This is a genomic window from Pseudomonas sp. MCal1, assembly GCF_026341415.1.
Lineage (GTDB): Bacteria > Pseudomonadota > Gammaproteobacteria > Pseudomonadales > Pseudomonadaceae > Aquipseudomonas.
Window position 1 is genome coordinate 195,485 of sequence record NZ_JAKUMP010000006.1, and the last position, 15,919, is coordinate 211,403.

General features: G+C 60.0%; 10 protein-coding genes. 4 read left to right on the plus strand and 6 right to left on the minus strand.

Translation table 11 applies throughout. The annotated features are described in order from the left end of the window. The first annotated feature begins 41 nt into the window (after positions 1-41). From guaA to tadA, 3 genes are all read left to right on the plus strand, one after another. Positions 42-1,619, plus strand: a complete 1,578-nt coding sequence (gene guaA / locus MKZ87_RS12385) for a glutamine-hydrolyzing GMP synthase (protein ID WP_085699807.1) — start codon at positions 42-44, stop codon at positions 1,617-1,619. A 213-nt stretch (positions 1,620-1,832) separates the two neighbouring features. Continuing rightward, positions 1,833-3,209, plus strand: a complete 1,377-nt coding sequence (locus MKZ87_RS12390) for a multicopper oxidase family protein (RefSeq protein WP_266200983.1) — start codon at positions 1,833-1,835, stop codon at positions 3,207-3,209. Next, entirely contained in the window at positions 3,209-3,706 is a 498-nt protein-coding gene (tadA, locus tag MKZ87_RS12395; protein ID WP_266200985.1) for a tRNA adenosine(34) deaminase TadA, read from the plus strand. Before MKZ87_RS12390 ends, tadA begins: the two co-directional genes overlap by 1 nt. A 72-nt stretch (positions 3,707-3,778) precedes the next feature. On the opposite strand, the gene cmoB is transcribed toward tadA, so the two are convergent. The 5 genes from cmoB to lon form a co-directional block, all read right to left on the minus strand. Continuing rightward, positions 3,779-4,735: a tRNA 5-methoxyuridine(34)/uridine 5-oxyacetic acid(34) synthase CmoB gene (cmoB, locus tag MKZ87_RS12400; protein WP_085699798.1), complete on the minus strand. Its 957-nt coding sequence runs from the start codon at positions 4,733-4,735 to the stop codon at positions 3,779-3,781. Next, positions 4,732-5,439, minus strand: a complete 708-nt coding sequence (gene cmoA / locus MKZ87_RS12405) for a carboxy-S-adenosyl-L-methionine synthase CmoA (protein WP_234206556.1) — start codon at positions 5,437-5,439, stop codon at positions 4,732-4,734. Before cmoA ends, cmoB begins: the two co-directional genes overlap by 4 nt. 121 nt (positions 5,440-5,560) lie before the next feature. Further along, entirely contained in the window at positions 5,561-6,205 is a 645-nt protein-coding gene (locus MKZ87_RS12410; RefSeq protein WP_176247694.1) for a lysoplasmalogenase, read from the minus strand. Positions 6,206-6,207: 2 nt separating this feature from the next. Further along, positions 6,208-6,600: a protease inhibitor I42 family protein gene (locus MKZ87_RS12415; RefSeq protein ID WP_085699792.1), complete on the minus strand. Its 393-nt coding sequence runs from the start codon at positions 6,598-6,600 to the stop codon at positions 6,208-6,210. 219 nt (positions 6,601-6,819) lie between these two features. Beyond that, positions 6,820-9,243 (minus strand): endopeptidase La, encoded by a 2,424-nt coding sequence (gene lon / locus MKZ87_RS12420; protein WP_085699790.1) that lies wholly within the window; start codon positions 9,241-9,243, stop codon positions 6,820-6,822. Positions 9,244-9,435: 192 nt separating this feature from the next. Between lon and MKZ87_RS12425 the strand changes: the two genes are divergently transcribed. Then, the gene (locus tag MKZ87_RS12425; protein WP_266200987.1) at positions 9,436-15,153 is read left to right on the plus strand and encodes a membrane-targeted effector domain-containing toxin; all 5,718 of its coding nucleotides are present in this window, start codon (positions 9,436-9,438) and stop codon (positions 15,151-15,153) included. A 117-nt stretch (positions 15,154-15,270) separates the two neighbouring features. On the opposite strand, the gene MKZ87_RS12430 is transcribed toward MKZ87_RS12425, so the two are convergent. Then, on the minus strand, positions 15,271-15,639 hold the full coding sequence (locus tag MKZ87_RS12430; protein ID WP_085701750.1) for a DUF6124 family protein: 369 nt from the start codon (positions 15,637-15,639) through the stop codon (positions 15,271-15,273). Positions 15,640-15,919 lie beyond the last annotated feature (280 nt).

Here is a 15,919-nt window from a genome sequence, read left to right on the forward strand (position 1 = left end):
GAATCAAGACTGTTTCTGAATTACTTAGACGAGACTGAATCATGGCCCTCGACATTCACGCTCACCGCATCCTGATCCTCGACTTCGGTTCGCAATACACCCAACTGATCGCACGCCGCGTGCGCGAGATCGGTGTGTACTGCGAACTGCACCCGTTCGACATGGACGAGGATGCGATCCGCGAATTCGCGCCAAAAGGCGTGATCCTCGCCGGCGGTCCCGAGTCCGTGCACGAAGCCAACAGCCCGCGCTGCCCGCAAGCGGTGTTCGATCTGGGCGTACCGGTTTTCGGTATCTGCTACGGCATGCAGACCATGGCCGAGCAGCTGGGCGGCAAGGTTGAAGGCTCCGAACTGCGTGAGTTCGGTTATGCCCGCGTTGACGTGGTCGGCAAGAGCCGCCTGCTCGACGGCATCGAAGACCACATCGACGCCGACGGCCTGTTCGGCCTCGACGTGTGGATGAGCCACGGTGACAAGGTCACCAAAATGCCAGGCGATTTCCACATTCTGGCCAGCACCCCGAGCTGCCCGATCGCCGGCATGTTCAACGACGAGCGTGCTTACTATGGCGTGCAATTCCACCCGGAAGTGACCCACACCAAGCAGGGCGGTCGCATCCTGTCGCGTTTCGTTCTCGACATCTGCGGCTGTGAAGCCCTGTGGACTCCGTCGAAGATCGCCGAAGACGCCATCGCCAACATCCGCGCACAGGTCGGTACCGACAACGTGCTGCTGGGCCTGTCCGGCGGTGTGGATTCCTCGGTAGTTGCGGCGCTGCTGCACAAGGCCATCGGCGATCAACTGACCTGCGTCTTCGTCGATAACGGCCTGCTGCGTCTGCACGAAGGCGAGCAAGTGATGGCCATGTTCGCCGAGAACATGGGCGTCAAGGTGATCCGCGCCAACGCTGAAGAGCAGTTCCTGAACAACCTGGCCGGCGAAGCCGATCCGGAGAAGAAGCGCAAGATCATCGGCCGCACCTTCATCGACGTGTTCGATGCCGAATCCTGCAAGCTGGAAAACATCAAGTACCTGGCCCAGGGCACCATCTACCCGGACGTGATCGAGTCGGCTGGCGCGAAAAGCGGCAAGGCCCACGTGATCAAGTCGCACCACAACGTGGGCGGCCTGCCGGAAGAAATGAACCTGAAACTGGTCGAGCCACTGCGCGAACTGTTCAAGGACGAAGTCCGTCGTCTGGGCCTGGAACTGGGCCTGCCGTACGACATGGTCTACCGCCACCCGTTCCCGGGCCCGGGCCTGGGCGTGCGGATCCTCGGTGAAGTGAAGAAGGAATACGCCGACCTGCTGCGTCGCGCCGACCACATCTTCATCGAAGAACTGCGCAAGGCCGACTGGTACCACAAGGTCAGCCAGGCCTTCGTCGTGTTCCAGCCGGTGAAATCGGTTGGCGTGGTCGGCGATGGCCGTCGTTACGCCTGGGTCGTGGCCCTGCGTGCCGTGGAAACCATCGACTTCATGACCGCGCGTTGGGCACACCTGCCTTACGAACTGCTGGAAACTGTCAGCGGCCGCATCATCAATGAAATCGAAGGTATTTCGCGCGTGACTTACGACGTGTCGAGCAAGCCGCCGGCGACCATTGAGTGGGAGTGATCCCACGCAGGCCGTAATGGTTTGAATGCTGGATGAAAAAGCCGTGTGAACGTGAGTTCACACGGCTTGTTGCATTTGTGTCGTCCACTGGATTCATGCCCCTGCGGCCTGTGGTCACGGCCGCGTTGCTGTTTCTTTCTCAATTGCAGGTGTATCGTATTCGCCCTTTACGGGCCTGCGGGCCCGCCGCAGATACGTGAGGTAGTTGAGTTCATGTCCTTTACCCGTCGCCAAATCCTCGGTGGCCTGGCCGGTCTTGTTGTCGTTGGCGTGGGAGCGGGGGGCGCGTCGCGTTACTGGCTGGGCAAGATGGCCGATGCCGATGCGGGGCATGACTACGAGCTGATCGCCGCGCCACTGGATGTCGAGTTGGTGCCGGGGCACAAGACCGAGGCGTGGGCGTTCGGTCCGTCGGCGCCGGGCACCGAATTGCGCGTGCGTCAGGGCGAGTGGTTGCGGGTTCGCTTCATCAATCATCTGCCGGTCGCGACCACCATTCACTGGCACGGCATCCGCCTGCCGCTGGAAATGGACGGTGTGCCGTATGTGTCGCAATTGCCGGTGCTGCCGGGCGAATACTTCGATTACAAATTCCGTGTGCCGGACGCCGGCAGCTATTGGTATCACCCGCACGTCAGCAGCAGCGAAGAACTCGGTCGCGGGCTGGTCGGGCCGTTGATTGTCGAGGAGCGCGAGCCGACCGGGTTCAAGTACGAAAAGACCCTGAGCCTGAAGAACTGGCACATCGACGACGAGGGCAACTTCGTCGAGTTCAGCATTCCGCGCGAAGCAGCCCGTGGCGGTACGGCAGGAAGGCTGTCGACCATCAACGGCGTGCCTTCGCCGGTGATCGAGTTGCCGGCGGGGCAGATCACCCGCGTGCGCCTGCTCAACCTCGACAATACCCTGACCTATCGCATCAATATTCCCGGCGTCGAAGCGCAGATTTATGCGCTGGACGGCAACCCGGTCGAGCCGCGCCCGCTGGGCAAGGAATACTGGCTCGGCCCGGGCATGCGCATCTGTCTGGCGATCAAGGCGCCGCCGGCCGGTGAAGAACTGTCGCTGCGCAATGGCCCGGTTCGCCTGGGCACTCTGCGTTCGGTAGCCAACAATGACGCGCCGACCGACTGGCCGAACGCACTGCCGGCCAACCCGGTGGCCGAGCCGGACCTGGCCAATGCCGAGAAACTCAACTTCAATTTCGAATGGGTCGGTTCTGTGTCGGTGAATGTTGATAACGGCAAGCCGCCGAGCCTGTGGCAGATCAACGGCAAGGCCTGGGACATCACGGACAAGACCTGCGCCGACCGGCCGATCGCCAGCCTGAAACTGGGTCAGAGCTATATTTTCGAACTGAAGAACATGACCCAGTACCAGCACCCGATCCACCTGCACGGCATGAGCTTCAAGGTGATTGCGTCGAACCGGCACAAGATCGTGCCGTACTTCACCGACACTTATCTGCTGGGCAAAAACGAGCGCGCGCAAGTGGCGTTGGTGGCGGATAACCCTGGCGTGTGGATGTTCCACTGCCACGTGATCGACCACATGGAAACCGGCCTGATGGCCGCCATCGAGGTGAAGTGATGCGCCAGATTCGCCCCGCGGCGATCATCGACCGCAGCCGTGACCGCGACTTCATGCGCGAAGCCCTGGCGTTGGCGGCCCAAGGCGCAGCCCTCGGCGAAGTGCCGGTGGGCGCGGTGCTGGTGCAGGATGGCGAGATTATCGGTCGCGGCTTCAATTGCCCGATCAGCGCCAGTGACCCGAGTGCTCATGCGGAAATGGTCGCGATCCGCGCCGCTGCTCAGGCTGTGAGCAACTATCGCCTGCCGGGCAGTACGCTCTACGTGACGCTGGAACCGTGCAGCATGTGCGCCGGGCTGATCGTGCATTCGCGGATTGCGCGGGTGGTGTACGGCGCGCTGGAGCCCAAGGCCGGGATTGTGCAGAGTCAGGCGCAGTTCTTCACTCAGGGCTTTCTCAACCATCGAGTGCTGTATGAAGGTGGGGTGTTGGCGCAGGAGTGCGGGGCGGTGTTGACCGAGTTCTTCAGGGCGCGGCGGGCGAAACCCGCAGACTGAAGCACAACATCAAACCCTGTGGGAGCTGGCCAGCCAGCTCCCACAATTTTTTGCAGTGTCTGGAAGGGGTCGTTACTTCTTCGCGACGATGACGGCGCGCATCGGCGCCGGCAGCCCTTCGATCGTCTTGCTGTGATCTTGCGGATCGAGGAAGTCGCTCAACGACTGATACTTCATCCACTCGGTCCCGCGCTGCTCTTCGACGGTGGTGGTGCTCACATCCACACATTTCACATCGGTGAAACCCGCGCGCCGCAGCCACAGTTCCAGCGCCGGCACCGATGGCAAAAACCACACATTGCGCATCTGCGCATAACGGTCTTCCGGCACCAGCACTTGATGCTTGTCGCCTTCGACCACCAATGTCTCCAGCACCAGTTCGCCACCCTTCACCAGGCAATCCTTCAGCGCCAGCAAATGCTCGATCGGCGAACGACGGTGGTAGAACACGCCCATGGAAAACACCGTGTCGAAGCCTTCCAGGTTCGGCGGCAGGTCTTCGAACGGGAACGGCAGGTGCCAGGCATTCGGCTCTGACAGATAACGTTGCACCGCCTGGAACTGGCAGAAGAACAGCCAGTTCGGATCGACGCCGATCACGCTGTCGGCACCGGCGCCGAGCATGCGCCACATGTAGTAGCCGTTGCCGCAACCGACATCGAGGATGCGCTTGCCCTTCAGGTCCAGATGCGGAGAAACCCGCGACCACTTCCAGTCCGAGCGCCATTCGGTGTCGACATGCACGCCGAACAGATCGAACGGCCCCTTGCGCCACGGCGACAGGCCCATCAGTGCGGTGCGCATCTGTGCGCGGGTTGCGTCGTCGCAATCGGTGTCCAGCTTCAGGCCGTCGAGCAGGTCGACTTCGGTCGGCTGGAGCTTCGGCAAAGCGTCCAGCGCACTTTGCCAGCGTTCCAGATCGCCGTGGCCTTTCTCCATTTTCTTGTCGAGCTGCACTTGCAGGGTGTTGGCCCATTCGGCCAGCGGCGTACCGGCCAGACGGCGGGCGAGGGGAGACAGATCAATCATGGCAAGGCAATCAACGAGGCAAAGTTAAGACACTGGAACCACGGCACGACTTTCGAGAACCCGGCCGCCAGCAGGCGCTCGCGGTGTTCTTCGAGGCTGTCGGGCTTCATGACGTTTTCGATGGCGCTGCGCTTCTGGGCGATTTCCAGTTCGCTGTAGCCGTTGGCGCGTTTGAATGCGACGTGCAGATCGGTGAGCAGCGCGTGTTCTTCGGCATCGTTGAAGCGCAGCTTCTCCGACAGAATCAGCGCGCCACCCGGCAGCAACGATTGGCGAATGCGCGACAGCAACGCGGTGCGCTGATCCGGGGCGATGAATTGCAGAGTGAAGTTCAGCGCCACCACCGAGGCCGGTTTGAAATCGAGGGCGAGGATGTCGCCTTCGATCACCTCCACTGGCAGCAACTCCTGAAACATCGAATCCTGACCGTTGAGGTATTCGCGGCAGCGCTCGACCATCGCCGCCGAGTTATCCACCGCGATCACCCGGCAACCGTCGGTGCGCACGTGCCGGCGCAGGGCCTGGGTTACCGCACCGAGGGAGGCGCCGAGGTCGTAGAGCACGCTGTTCGGCCGGGCGAACTGCGCGGCGAGCACGCCGAGGTTTTCGACGATGGTCGGGTAACCCGGCACCGAACGCTTGATCATGTCCGGGAACACCCGCACCACGTCTTCGTTGAAGGCGAAGTCAGGCACCTGGGCCATCGGCTGGGCGAAAATGCGATCGGGTTCTTTGCTCACGGCGGTTCCGGCGGTGTCGATGAAAAGGCCGGCATTTTAGCCAAACTGGCGCGCAGATGCGCGGGTTGTCTGATAAACCGCCGGGTCAAAGGGCCGGACGTTTGCTCTGGGAAAATGCCGAGGCGGCGATGCCCCACTGCCCCAGCCAGTAACTGAGGATGATCACATACGGAGCAGCGTGGAACGGTGCGACAAAACGATCGATGCCGATCACGCTGTCAGAAAACACGAACGCCACTGCACCACCCGCCGCCAGCAATGCCGAGCGCTGCGGCACGCCGCTGCCGAGCCGGGCCAGGGCGCGCCAGAGCATGGCGCTGATGGCGGTGCCGTAAACGATCACCGGCACGGTCAACGGACCCAGTCCACTGGAAATCAGAATGCCCAACAGCACGGCGCCGACGCTGAGCGCCAGGATCAGCGGCAGCAATGCCAGGCGCCGGCAATCACTGAGATAAGCCTTGAGATACGCAAGATGCGCGACCAGAAACGCACCCAGGCCGAAGACGAACAAATCCCCCGGCCACGCCAGCAGCACATCGCCGATCAACGAGAAAATCAGTCCGAGGCTGATCCAGCGGCGATATTCGCTCGGCGGCGCATCGTGCAACCAGCCGAGCAATGCCAGCACCGGCAGCGGTTTGACCAGCAGGCAAAGCAACGCCGCGTGGGTACTGACGCCGTAGAGAAAAGTCACGGCGCCCATCAGCGCGAGGATCAGCCAGCCCACGATCAGTTCACCGAAATGGCGCAGTCAAAGGTTTCCACCGGCAACACTTCCGGTGCCCATGGTTGCTGTGAAGTCAGACGCAGACGACCGGTGCCGGTGGCGAAAGCCTGGAAGCGCCAGGTCGAGAGACCGGCCGCGCCGACCACGCCAGCATCTTCCGGATTGCTATAGACCTCGGGGCTGAGGGCGCGCAATACCCCGCCGGCGGAATCCTGGATAGCCCAGCGGTAGCCGGTGGTGGGGTTGCTCGGGAGCATGACGATCAGGTTTTGCCCATTGGTGAGTTGCACCGGGCATTCGCTCTGTTTTTCCACGGTCACGTTGGTTTTCGGTTGCGTGGCGCAGGCGGCCAGCAGGGCGAGAGACAGGGGGACAAACAGGCGAAGGGGGGACATGGATTCAGAGGCTCCGGCGTTGGCGACGAACGGCGAGCATAACTGAAGATGAGACAAAGTGTGACAACGCCAGGCTTGGCGTGATCGTTCCCACGTCGAGGCGTCGAACCGTCCGCGTGGGAATGCCGCCCGGGACGCTCTGCGTCCTTTGCAAGCGTGACGCAGAGCGTCAAAGGATGCATTCCCACGCGGAGCGTGGGAATGATCAGCAGGGGAGGGTTAGAAAAGCACCTTCGCCACATCCGCAAACTTCTTGGCGAAATGCACGGTGATGCCTTCTTTCAGGTAATCCGGCAGTTCCTCGAAGTTGCCGCGATTCGCCTCCGGCAGAATCAACTCGAAAATCTTCTGCCGCCGCGCCGCAATCACCTTCTCGCGCACCCCGCCAATCGGCAGTACATGCCCGGTCAGTGTCAATTCACCGGTCATCGCCACGCCTTTTTTCGGCGGCTGGTTACGAGCGAGGGAGAGCAAGGCACTGGCCATGGTCACGCCGGCGCTCGGGCCGTCTTTCGGTGTTGCACCTTCCGGCACGTGCAGGTGGACGAAAGCTTCATCGAAGAATTTCGTATCGCCACCGAAGGATTTGAGGTGCGAGCTGACGTAGCTGTAGGCGATCTCGGCCGATTCCTTCATCACATCGCCCAGTTGCCCGGTGAGTTTGAAACCACGATTTAACGTGTGAATGCGCGTGGCTTCGATCGGCAGAGTCGCGCCGCCCATGCTGGTCCACGCCAGGCCGGTGATCACGCCGGTGCCGGACAGCACCTGTTCGTTGCGGAACACCGGATGGCCGAGGGACGCTTCGAGATCTTTCGGGCCGATCTTGATCACCGCTTTCGGGTCGTCGATCAGCTTCATCACCGCTTTGCGCACCAGTTTGCCCATCTGTTTTTCCAGCTGACGCACGCCGGCTTCACGGGCGTAACCGTCGATCAAGGCCTTGAGCGCCGTGTCGCTGATGCTCAGGCTGCCCTTGGACACGCCGGCCTTTTCCAGCAGTTTCGGCCACAGGTGACGCTTGGCGATGGCGACTTTTTCTTCGGTGATATAACCCGACAGGCGAATCACTTCCATCCGGTCCAGCAACGGGCCGGGAATCGAATCCAGAGTGTTGGCGGTGCAGACGAACAGGACTTTCGACAGGTCCATCCGCAGGTCCAGATAGTGGTCGAGGAATTCGACGTTCTGTTCCGGATCGAGGGTTTCCAGCAGCGCCGAGGCTGGATCGCCCTGGTAGCTCTGGCCCATCTTGTCGATCTCGTCGAGCATGATCACCGGGTTCATCACTTCGACGTCTTTCAACGCCTGCACCAGTTTGCCCGGCTGCGCACCAATGTAAGTGCGGCGGTGGCCCTTGATTTCGGCCTCGTCACGCATGCCGCCGACGCTGAAACGGTAGAACGGCCGGCCGAGCGATTCGGCGATCGATTTGCCGACACTGGTTTTACCCACGCCCGGCGGGCCGACCAGCAGCACGATGGAGCCGCTGATTTCACCTTTGTAGGCACCGACCGCGAGGAATTCGAGGATCCGGTCCTTGATGTCGTCGAGGCCGGCGTGGTGTTTGTCCAGCACCTTGCGCGCGTGCTTGAGGTCGATCTTGTCCTCGCCGTACACGCCCCACGGCACCGAGGTCGCCCAGTCGAGGTAGTTGCGGGTGACCGCGTATTCCGGCGATCCGGTTTCGAGGATCGACAGCTTGTTCATCTCTTCTTCGAGACGCTTCTGCACCTGGGTCGGCAGGACTTTGCCTTCCAGGCGCTGCTCGAACTGTTCGAGGTCGGCGCTGCGGTCGTCCTTGGTCAGGCCGAGTTCCTGCTGGATGACCTTGAGCTGTTCCTTGAGGAAGAACTCGCGCTGATGCTCGCCGATCTTGCGGTTCACTTCGGCGGAGATTTCTTTCTGCAGGCGCGCAACTTCGACTTCCTTGCGCAGCATCGGCAGGACTTTTTCCATGCGCTTGAGCATCGGCACGCAGTCGAGCACTTGCTGCAGCTCATTGCCGGTCGCCGAGGTAAGGGCGGCGGCGAAGTCGGTCAGCGGCGACGGATCGTTGGGGCTGAAGCGGTTGAGGTAGTTCTTCAGCTCTTCGCTGTACAGCGGGTTGAGCGGCAGCAGTTCCTTGATCGCGTTGATCAGCGCCATGCCGTAGGCCTTGACCTCGTCGGTCGGCTCGGTGGGCTGGTGCGGGTATTCGACTTCCACCAGATACGGCGGGCGGTGGTGTTTGAGCCAGGTCTTGATGCGGACGCGGCTCAGGCCCTGGGCGACGAATTGCAGTTTGCCGTTTTCGCGGCTGGCGTGGTGCACCTTGACCAGGGTGCCGTATTGCGGCAGTGCCTTGGTGTCGAAGTGGCGCGGGTCTTCCTGGGGCGTGTCCATGAAGAACAGGGCCAGGGAGTGGTGTTCGGATTTGCTGACCAGTTCGAGGGTTTCAGCCCAGGGTTCTTCGTTGACGATGACCGGCAGGACCTGAGCCGGGAAGAACGGGCGGTTGTGGATCGGCATGATATACACCTTGTCCGGCAGGTTCTGGCCGGGCAGGGCCAGACCTTTGCCAGGGACGTGGTGTTCGATGTGTTCGGCGTCGGTTTCGGTGATGTCGTCGGGGTTCTCGGGGAATTCTTGCTGGTCGCTCATGGGGCACCTGCGCAATGGGGTATGGCTGTTAGATGGGGCAGGGTTTTGGTGGTTTCAATGGGGTGGGTGTTTCTGGTTGTGTGTTCAGGGCTTTGACAGGTTTAGGACCTCGTCTGGAAGTGTATGTGTACCACCTTGTCAGGACTGCCCTTCGCCATGCTGCGCCCTCATTCTCAACATGGACGTGTGCCAATGAGTATCACCACCCCCGAAGAGATCAAAAACGATCTCAACGTGATCGCCCATTATTTGTTCAATACCCAAACCCCATTGCTTCCCGAACAGAAACCGACCAGCGAACAGGCCTTCCTGAAACGCCTCGATGAGCAACTGAAAACCTACCGTACAAGCTACCTGCAACGCAGTCGCGCGCTGTATCAGGTGGTGGAAAACAGCGATCTGAAAAGCGCCGACGGCAAAAAGTTGATCGCAACGCTGAAAAACGGACTGGCTAGCCAACTGGCCGGCATGGACATGCGCGACCGCATCGACGGCAAACCGGCAAAAAGCTTCCTCGTATATGACGCGGGCTTCACCGCCATCGGCAACGAAGCAAGGCAAGCCGTCAGCGACCGCCTGCTGCACCCGCAAGCCGGCGAGCTTCTCCAAAAACTCAATAGGGTACCTATGCTGCGTCCAGCCACTTACGCGCTGCAGTTCAGCTACCAGGACACCATCGTCGAGCTGGCCGGCGCCTTCCTCGTCACGGAAAAAAACACCCGCCAGGTCAAGGATCTGCAGACAGACCAAGGCATGGGTTACGCGTTGCTGTTCACCCCCGCAAGGGGCATCGAATTCTTCAATTCCCTGGCTGATCTCGACAACCAGTTGCGCGCGTCACTGAACCAGGCCAGTGCAAGCCAAGAATTCATGCACATGCTGCCGACGCGCTATCACGCTGTGGGCGCAGCAGGTATCTGGCCGCTGTCGCTCGTACCGATCGACAGCAAGCCCTTGTTCGAACACATCTACGATGCGCTGATCGAAAAACGTACGCAGGATATCGAGCGCGCCTTGAGCTTCTCCGATAACCCGCTGCAAGACCCCACGCTATTGCTCGCGGCCCTGGAGCGCGCAATTGCCGCCGCATTGCCGGATCTCACGTCGCGTATGGAATTGCGCGCGCAATCCTTGTTCGAACGCCATCTGCGCGATAGCGCACCGCACTGGTATCGGAGCGCCAGCACTGCGCAAAAAAACGCACTGACGCAGCACCTGCGCAACTACCAGCAGAGGCGGCAACACCTGCTCGACCTGATGGGACCGGCAGGCAGCCTGACGGCCCTGGCCCGCCAGCAATGGCTGGAGCGCCTGAGCGAAGATCTGGAAATCGACGATATCGAGCCCGAAAAATTAAGCCTATCCACCGTTCGTCAAGTACCGGGATACGGTAATTATGTGCAACAAAGCAGTTTGCTTGAGCTGACCTTGCGCGGCCCGCACACCGGCGATGAATTACCGGACTCGGCGTTTTTGAAGCACACCACCCTCACTTACAATGACGAGCCTTTGCCACCAGCCTACGCTGACGTGACACCAGCGTGGCTGATCAAGCAAGCCCTGGAACTGCAGCCTCGAACTGATTTCTATGACTTGCAAAAAGCGCTACAGGCCAGGCCTGCGATCAAGTCCGCCATCGAGCAGATGCTCGATCACCGTATCGTCGCCCTCGCTCACACGGCAGTGCTGCAAGGGCATCTGCTCGACAGTGACCTGCAACTGATCCAGCGCCTGCGTGACGGCCGCGATTCCCGCCTGCGCGCCGCCACCGTGTCGCTGCACGGCGCACAGTTACAGGACTTGTGGGTGCTGTGCCAGAACGATGACGGCGGCGCGATCAAACGGTTGTTGCTGTGTACGCCAGAGGCGCCGCGAGAGCAGCAATTCCAGGCTTTCGACAGTGAGCTCGAATGCCAGACTCACTTGCTTGGCTGGGCCCGGCAAAGTGTCGCCGACAGCATGGCCGGCTATCTGATCCGTCGCGCGCCCATGCGTTTTCGCCAGAAGGTGCGCCAGGTGTTGTCCGGACTGAGTTTCAAGCCAGAGGCGCACGAGCATCACAAGGTCACGTTCGCTCACGGCAGTCATCTTGATTGCCTTGGTGCGATGGCCAGGCACATGCTCGCTACACGGACCGACGACTACGATTTCAGTACACCGTTGTGGTATCGCTCGACCACCTCCGTCAACCGCCGGAAACTGACGACCCATGGCGAAGGCGCCGACGGAGTCTTGCGTGCGTTCATTAGCCACGCCTTGTCGGGCAGTCGCTTTCCGACCTTTGATGACTATGTGCACGAGCAAGCAAAAATAAGCTTGAATCGCTTGCTCAAACGCACGGCCAACGATGTCGACCCGGATACCGTCTGGGCATTCTCGCCGACCTCCATCATGCCCTCGTGGACACCGACACCTTTGACGTACACGGAGCTTTATCGCGACGGTTACGCCGACGGCGTCGGTTTTCTCGATGAAAAATTTTCCCGCTCGGCGCGCTTCAGAGGTCCGCAGGGGATCGATATCAGCAACCTGACCGCAGAGAATGTCGCGCGTTCGGTCACCGGTGTATGGATCGGCCAACGCTACATCGACAAAGTCAAGGCCGAGCTGCAAAGTTCGACAAGCGAAGGCTATGACTTCAGGCGTAATGCGACCCTGGCGATTACCCGGCTCCAGATGAAAAACGCCGCGCTGGAGTGCCAGCTGCAAGGCCATATTGCCAGTCATGACCTGCAATGGCTGGAGCGCAGTATTGACAGTATGGGTGAGACTTCAGGTGCCACGCGCACCAATTATGCGCTTCACCGTCTGATGATCGACGGCGAGTGGGTGATCGATACGTGGCTGTTCAGCCACGGCGACAACCCGGTCCTGCTCTACACACCCGATGCGCCCGACGGCGTGGTTTTTCGCGAGGCGCGGCTGTTCAACTACCTGCTTAAACAGCTGTCCGGCATGCTCGAATACCTGGTCTCGCGAGTCAGCGTCAGCGCCCGGCCCCGTGTAAGCAAGTACCTTGAAAATATCAGGAAGGAGCTGCCCGCAGGCCTCAATAAAACGACACCCAGCCCTGCGCGTTACGACTCGACCCACGCGGTCGCGGCAGTCAGTGATCTGCGCTTTGCCCTTTACAACATGAAGCTGCAACGTCGGATCGACGACGTTAACGCGACCACCACCAGCCGTGCCGGAATGATCGCCGGTCTGGTATGGATCACTGTCGAACTGTTCACCGCCATTGCCACTGCGCCGTTCCCGCTGCTGAGCCTGAGTAGCGGTCTGTTGTTGGCTTTCAAGGACGGCATGCTCGCCCTGCACGCCTATCGCCAGGGTGACCACGGTGAAGCTTTTGAGCATTGGCTCGGCTATCTGTTCAACAGTGCCGGGGCGGTACTGACCGACCTGCGTCCGATGTTGAAACCGCTCAAACCCACACGCAGTCTTTTGCTGCCACGCCTCTCCAGTGCCAGCGCCAGAAATCAACTGGAACATGTCATGGCCGTGATTGATGACGTGGCACCCCAACCTCATTTGAAAGACATGCATGTGGTGTCTTTCAGAAACCAACTGTTCTATACCAGGAACAGTCCTGACGAACTCGGTCGTTATTTGCTCTATCGGTTCAAGCCGGATTCCAGCGAACTCGTTTCTACCGGCATTCTGACCGTGCGCAATTCCGATGGCGTTCTGGTACGTAGTGGCATGGTCGGTGGAGCGCCCAAGTATGAGCCTGTACCAGAGCCCCCCGGACCGTATAAGGACTATGGCGTAGAGCCCAAGTACCGGGAACGCATCGAAACGGTGATGAATCCGCAAACCCGGCAGAACATCCTCCTGCGCAGTCAGGACGATATAGCCATCACGCCCGCCGTCGTCATGGAAGGCGCCGCCCATGAGCTTGCCTCGACACGCACCGCATACCTCAAGCAGGTCGAAAAGCTCAGCGCAGACGCCACTGCTCATTTCGCCGGACTTGCCCCGCTGGCAGCCCGCGCCGAAGTCCCGGCAGTCGCCGGCGACCTGTCATTTGCCCGGTTGATCGGCAGCGATACTGTCAAAGGGAAAAATCTGGTGATCGGCGCCCGGCCCGATTCGATCGCCAGCAAACAACTGCTGATCGATAATCTGGACGCACTCGTCAGTCACGGCTACAAGCGGCTTTACGTGGAATACCTGGCGGGTGATGTCTTCAATGTCAAGCTGGCAAAAATGAACAAGGGTGGAACCTGGAAGCACATCAAAACTCATCTTGAAGCCGTCGACCGTGCACTGGGACATGAGAAAGACGCACCACACTCGTATCTGGCACTGGTGCGTGCGGCTCGCGAAAAAGGTCTGAAAATCCATGCGCTGGATGCTTCGACCAGCTACAACCTGGACGGGGCTCTGGTCCTGGCCGATGTCTCGCCATTAACCCCTCGAAGCAACCTCATCAGAAATTTCTATTCACACAAGACGCTGGCCGCCGATATCGCCGATGCGCCCGAGGAGCGCTGGGTGGTTCTCACTGAACAATCACGCATGTGCACCTCCGACAAAACCCCTGGCCTGGCTGACCTGCATGCTGCTGTCGCCGTGCGTGTAGAAGACGTTGCCCTGGATCAGTCAGCACGTATCAGCCTCGATTCGGCCGGGACAAACGCGGGGGATGCGGCTGCCAAGGGCGATTATCGTGTGCAATGGCCGACGGCGTATAAGGCTCCCCAGCCCGTCTCCAGGCCCGCTCCGATTGCTTCTGTTGTCGAGCATTTCAGCGACTACGATATCCCGGCCTCCCTGCGTGACGATATCGCGAACATGTTGCACCAACGCCATGCCTTGGATTCACGTTATTCCCCGTCCGCACCTAAAGAAAGACCGGCGCATGATGCGTTCATCACCAACCGCGAGCGTCTCGGGAAAAAAGCCCGGGACACTTTTGCTCAGTACACTCCCCCCGCAGCTGCCAGGCTCCCGACAATCACCTCAGACACCTCATTCGAAGGTTTTTTGCGGCAGTTGGCTGACGGACGCTTGAACCTGCTGATCGGCGAGGCCCATAGCGACGTATCGAGCAAAGTGCTGCTGAAAAAACACATGAAGGCGCTCAAGCAAGCCGGGTATGACACGCTGTACATGGAGCATCTGTTCACCGATCTGCATCAGGCTGACCTGGATGTTTTTTACCGGACACAGCGCATGCCGGACCGACTGAAGGCTTATCTGCGCGTTCAGGACCGTGGCCAGATGCCCACCCATGCCGGTAACGATACGTACACAGAGGTCTGTCAGGCGGCGGCCAAGTACAACATCCGTATCAGGGCACTCGATTGCACGGCGTCGTACCACGTCAAGGGCTTGCGTGACACCGATATTTCTCGCAACGAGATGTTCAGCTATTTCGCCACTCAGGTGATCAAAGCCGACCAACTGGCACACGGACCGCATAAATGGGTGGCCCTGATCGGCAGTGCCCACACCAATTACAACCTGGGTGTACCGGGGCTGGCGGATACCCTCTCGGCAGTCAGTCTCCATGTGCGCGACACCGCTCCGGAACTGGCCAAAGGTATCCATCGCGGGGGGTGGGAAGTTGTGGCCGGCAGGATGGGAACCACTACCCGCGCCCTGCGCAGCGATTTCTTGATGGAGGTGGCCGTCGCCGGAGGGAAAAAACCAGTCCCGGTGCAGTCTGTCAGCCGCAGCAAACTGACCGGTGCCGGGATGTTCATGATCGACAGTTCAGACACGGGTGCGCTCCGTCTGGTGCATAAATCCAGGACCGGTGAAATCGTCGAGACACCGATCCAGGTCAACGATCACGGCTTGCTGTTCATTGATCGCTGGGGGAAAAAAGATAAGGGATTCAAATACCTGCAGAGCTTGATCGGTATGCTTGAGCACGATCTGCAAATGATCAAGGTGAGTTAAAAACCGGCTGGCTCCGGACATTGTCAAAAAACAACGGATTTGACGGTCGGAAGGGCTCGTGGTGCCTCAGGCAGAACGCACCACAAGCCCTTCTTCGCGCAGCGGTATTTTCAATAATCAGGTTGGATACCGATCGACCTCAACATTATCCAGCACCCGATTCACCGCCAGTTCAGCCAGCATGATGATTTGCTGAATGGCCAGAATCGTCCGCCGCTGCGGGAGGTCGATGTGTGCGGCGATGTCGCTGGTCATGAGGCTGGCCTGTGCCAGTGATTCGCAGGCGTGCACCAGCAGGCTTTCGCTGTCCTGATCGGGGGCGACCTGGAACATGGTGCTGGGTTTATGGAAGCGCAGGGTGGTGGCGTTGGGTTTCAGGTAATGGTCGAGGGCGCGCTCGGCGGCTTCGTGGAGTTTTTTGGAATCTGGCGATTCGTAGGGCGATGCGTCGTTTGATTCGGGGGGATTGGGTGTTGGTTTTTTCATGGTGAATACTCAGTTGGTGAAGTTGGAGCTGCCTTCGATTGCCGCGACGCAATCTGAGGTGGCAGCTGTACGCGGGTTCGCGGACCGATAACTGAGGAATCGGCATACCTCCAGAGAAGGTATCCCGCGCACAGCCGCCATGACACAAACAACAGGCACCGGGGTGCCGTGAGGTTGGCGATTATGCATCAGTTATCGGGCCGCGACGCCCCATCGCTGAATGTTTCAGCGACCCTGAAAGCCTATCCACCCCGTTTCCTAGGGACAACCGACGCGACTT

Coding starts and splice junctions, on each gene's coding strand:
- guaA (WP_085699807.1), top strand. CDS start 42: ATGGCCCTCGACATTCACGCTCACCGCATCCTGATCCTCGACTTCGGT.
- MKZ87_RS12390 (WP_266200983.1), top strand. CDS start 1,833: ATGTCCTTTACCCGTCGCCAAATCCTCGGTGGCCTGGCCGGTCTTGTT.
- tadA (WP_266200985.1), top strand. CDS start 3,209: ATGCGCCAGATTCGCCCCGCGGCGATCATCGACCGCAGCCGTGACCGC.
- cmoB (WP_085699798.1), bottom strand. CDS start 4,735: ATGATTGATCTGTCTCCCCTCGCCCGCCGTCTGGCCGGTACGCCGCTG.
- cmoA (WP_234206556.1), bottom strand. CDS start 5,439: ATGGCCCAGGTGCCTGACTTCGCCTTCAACGAAGACGTGGTGCGGGTG.
- MKZ87_RS12415 (WP_085699792.1), bottom strand. CDS start 6,600: ATGTCCCCCCTTCGCCTGTTTGTCCCCCTGTCTCTCGCCCTGCTGGCC.
- lon (WP_085699790.1), bottom strand. CDS start 9,243: ATGAGCGACCAGCAAGAATTCCCCGAGAACCCCGACGACATCACCGAA.
- MKZ87_RS12425 (WP_266200987.1), top strand. CDS start 9,436: ATGAGTATCACCACCCCCGAAGAGATCAAAAACGATCTCAACGTGATC.
- MKZ87_RS12430 (WP_085701750.1), bottom strand. CDS start 15,639: ATGAAAAAACCAACACCCAATCCCCCCGAATCAAACGACGCATCGCCC.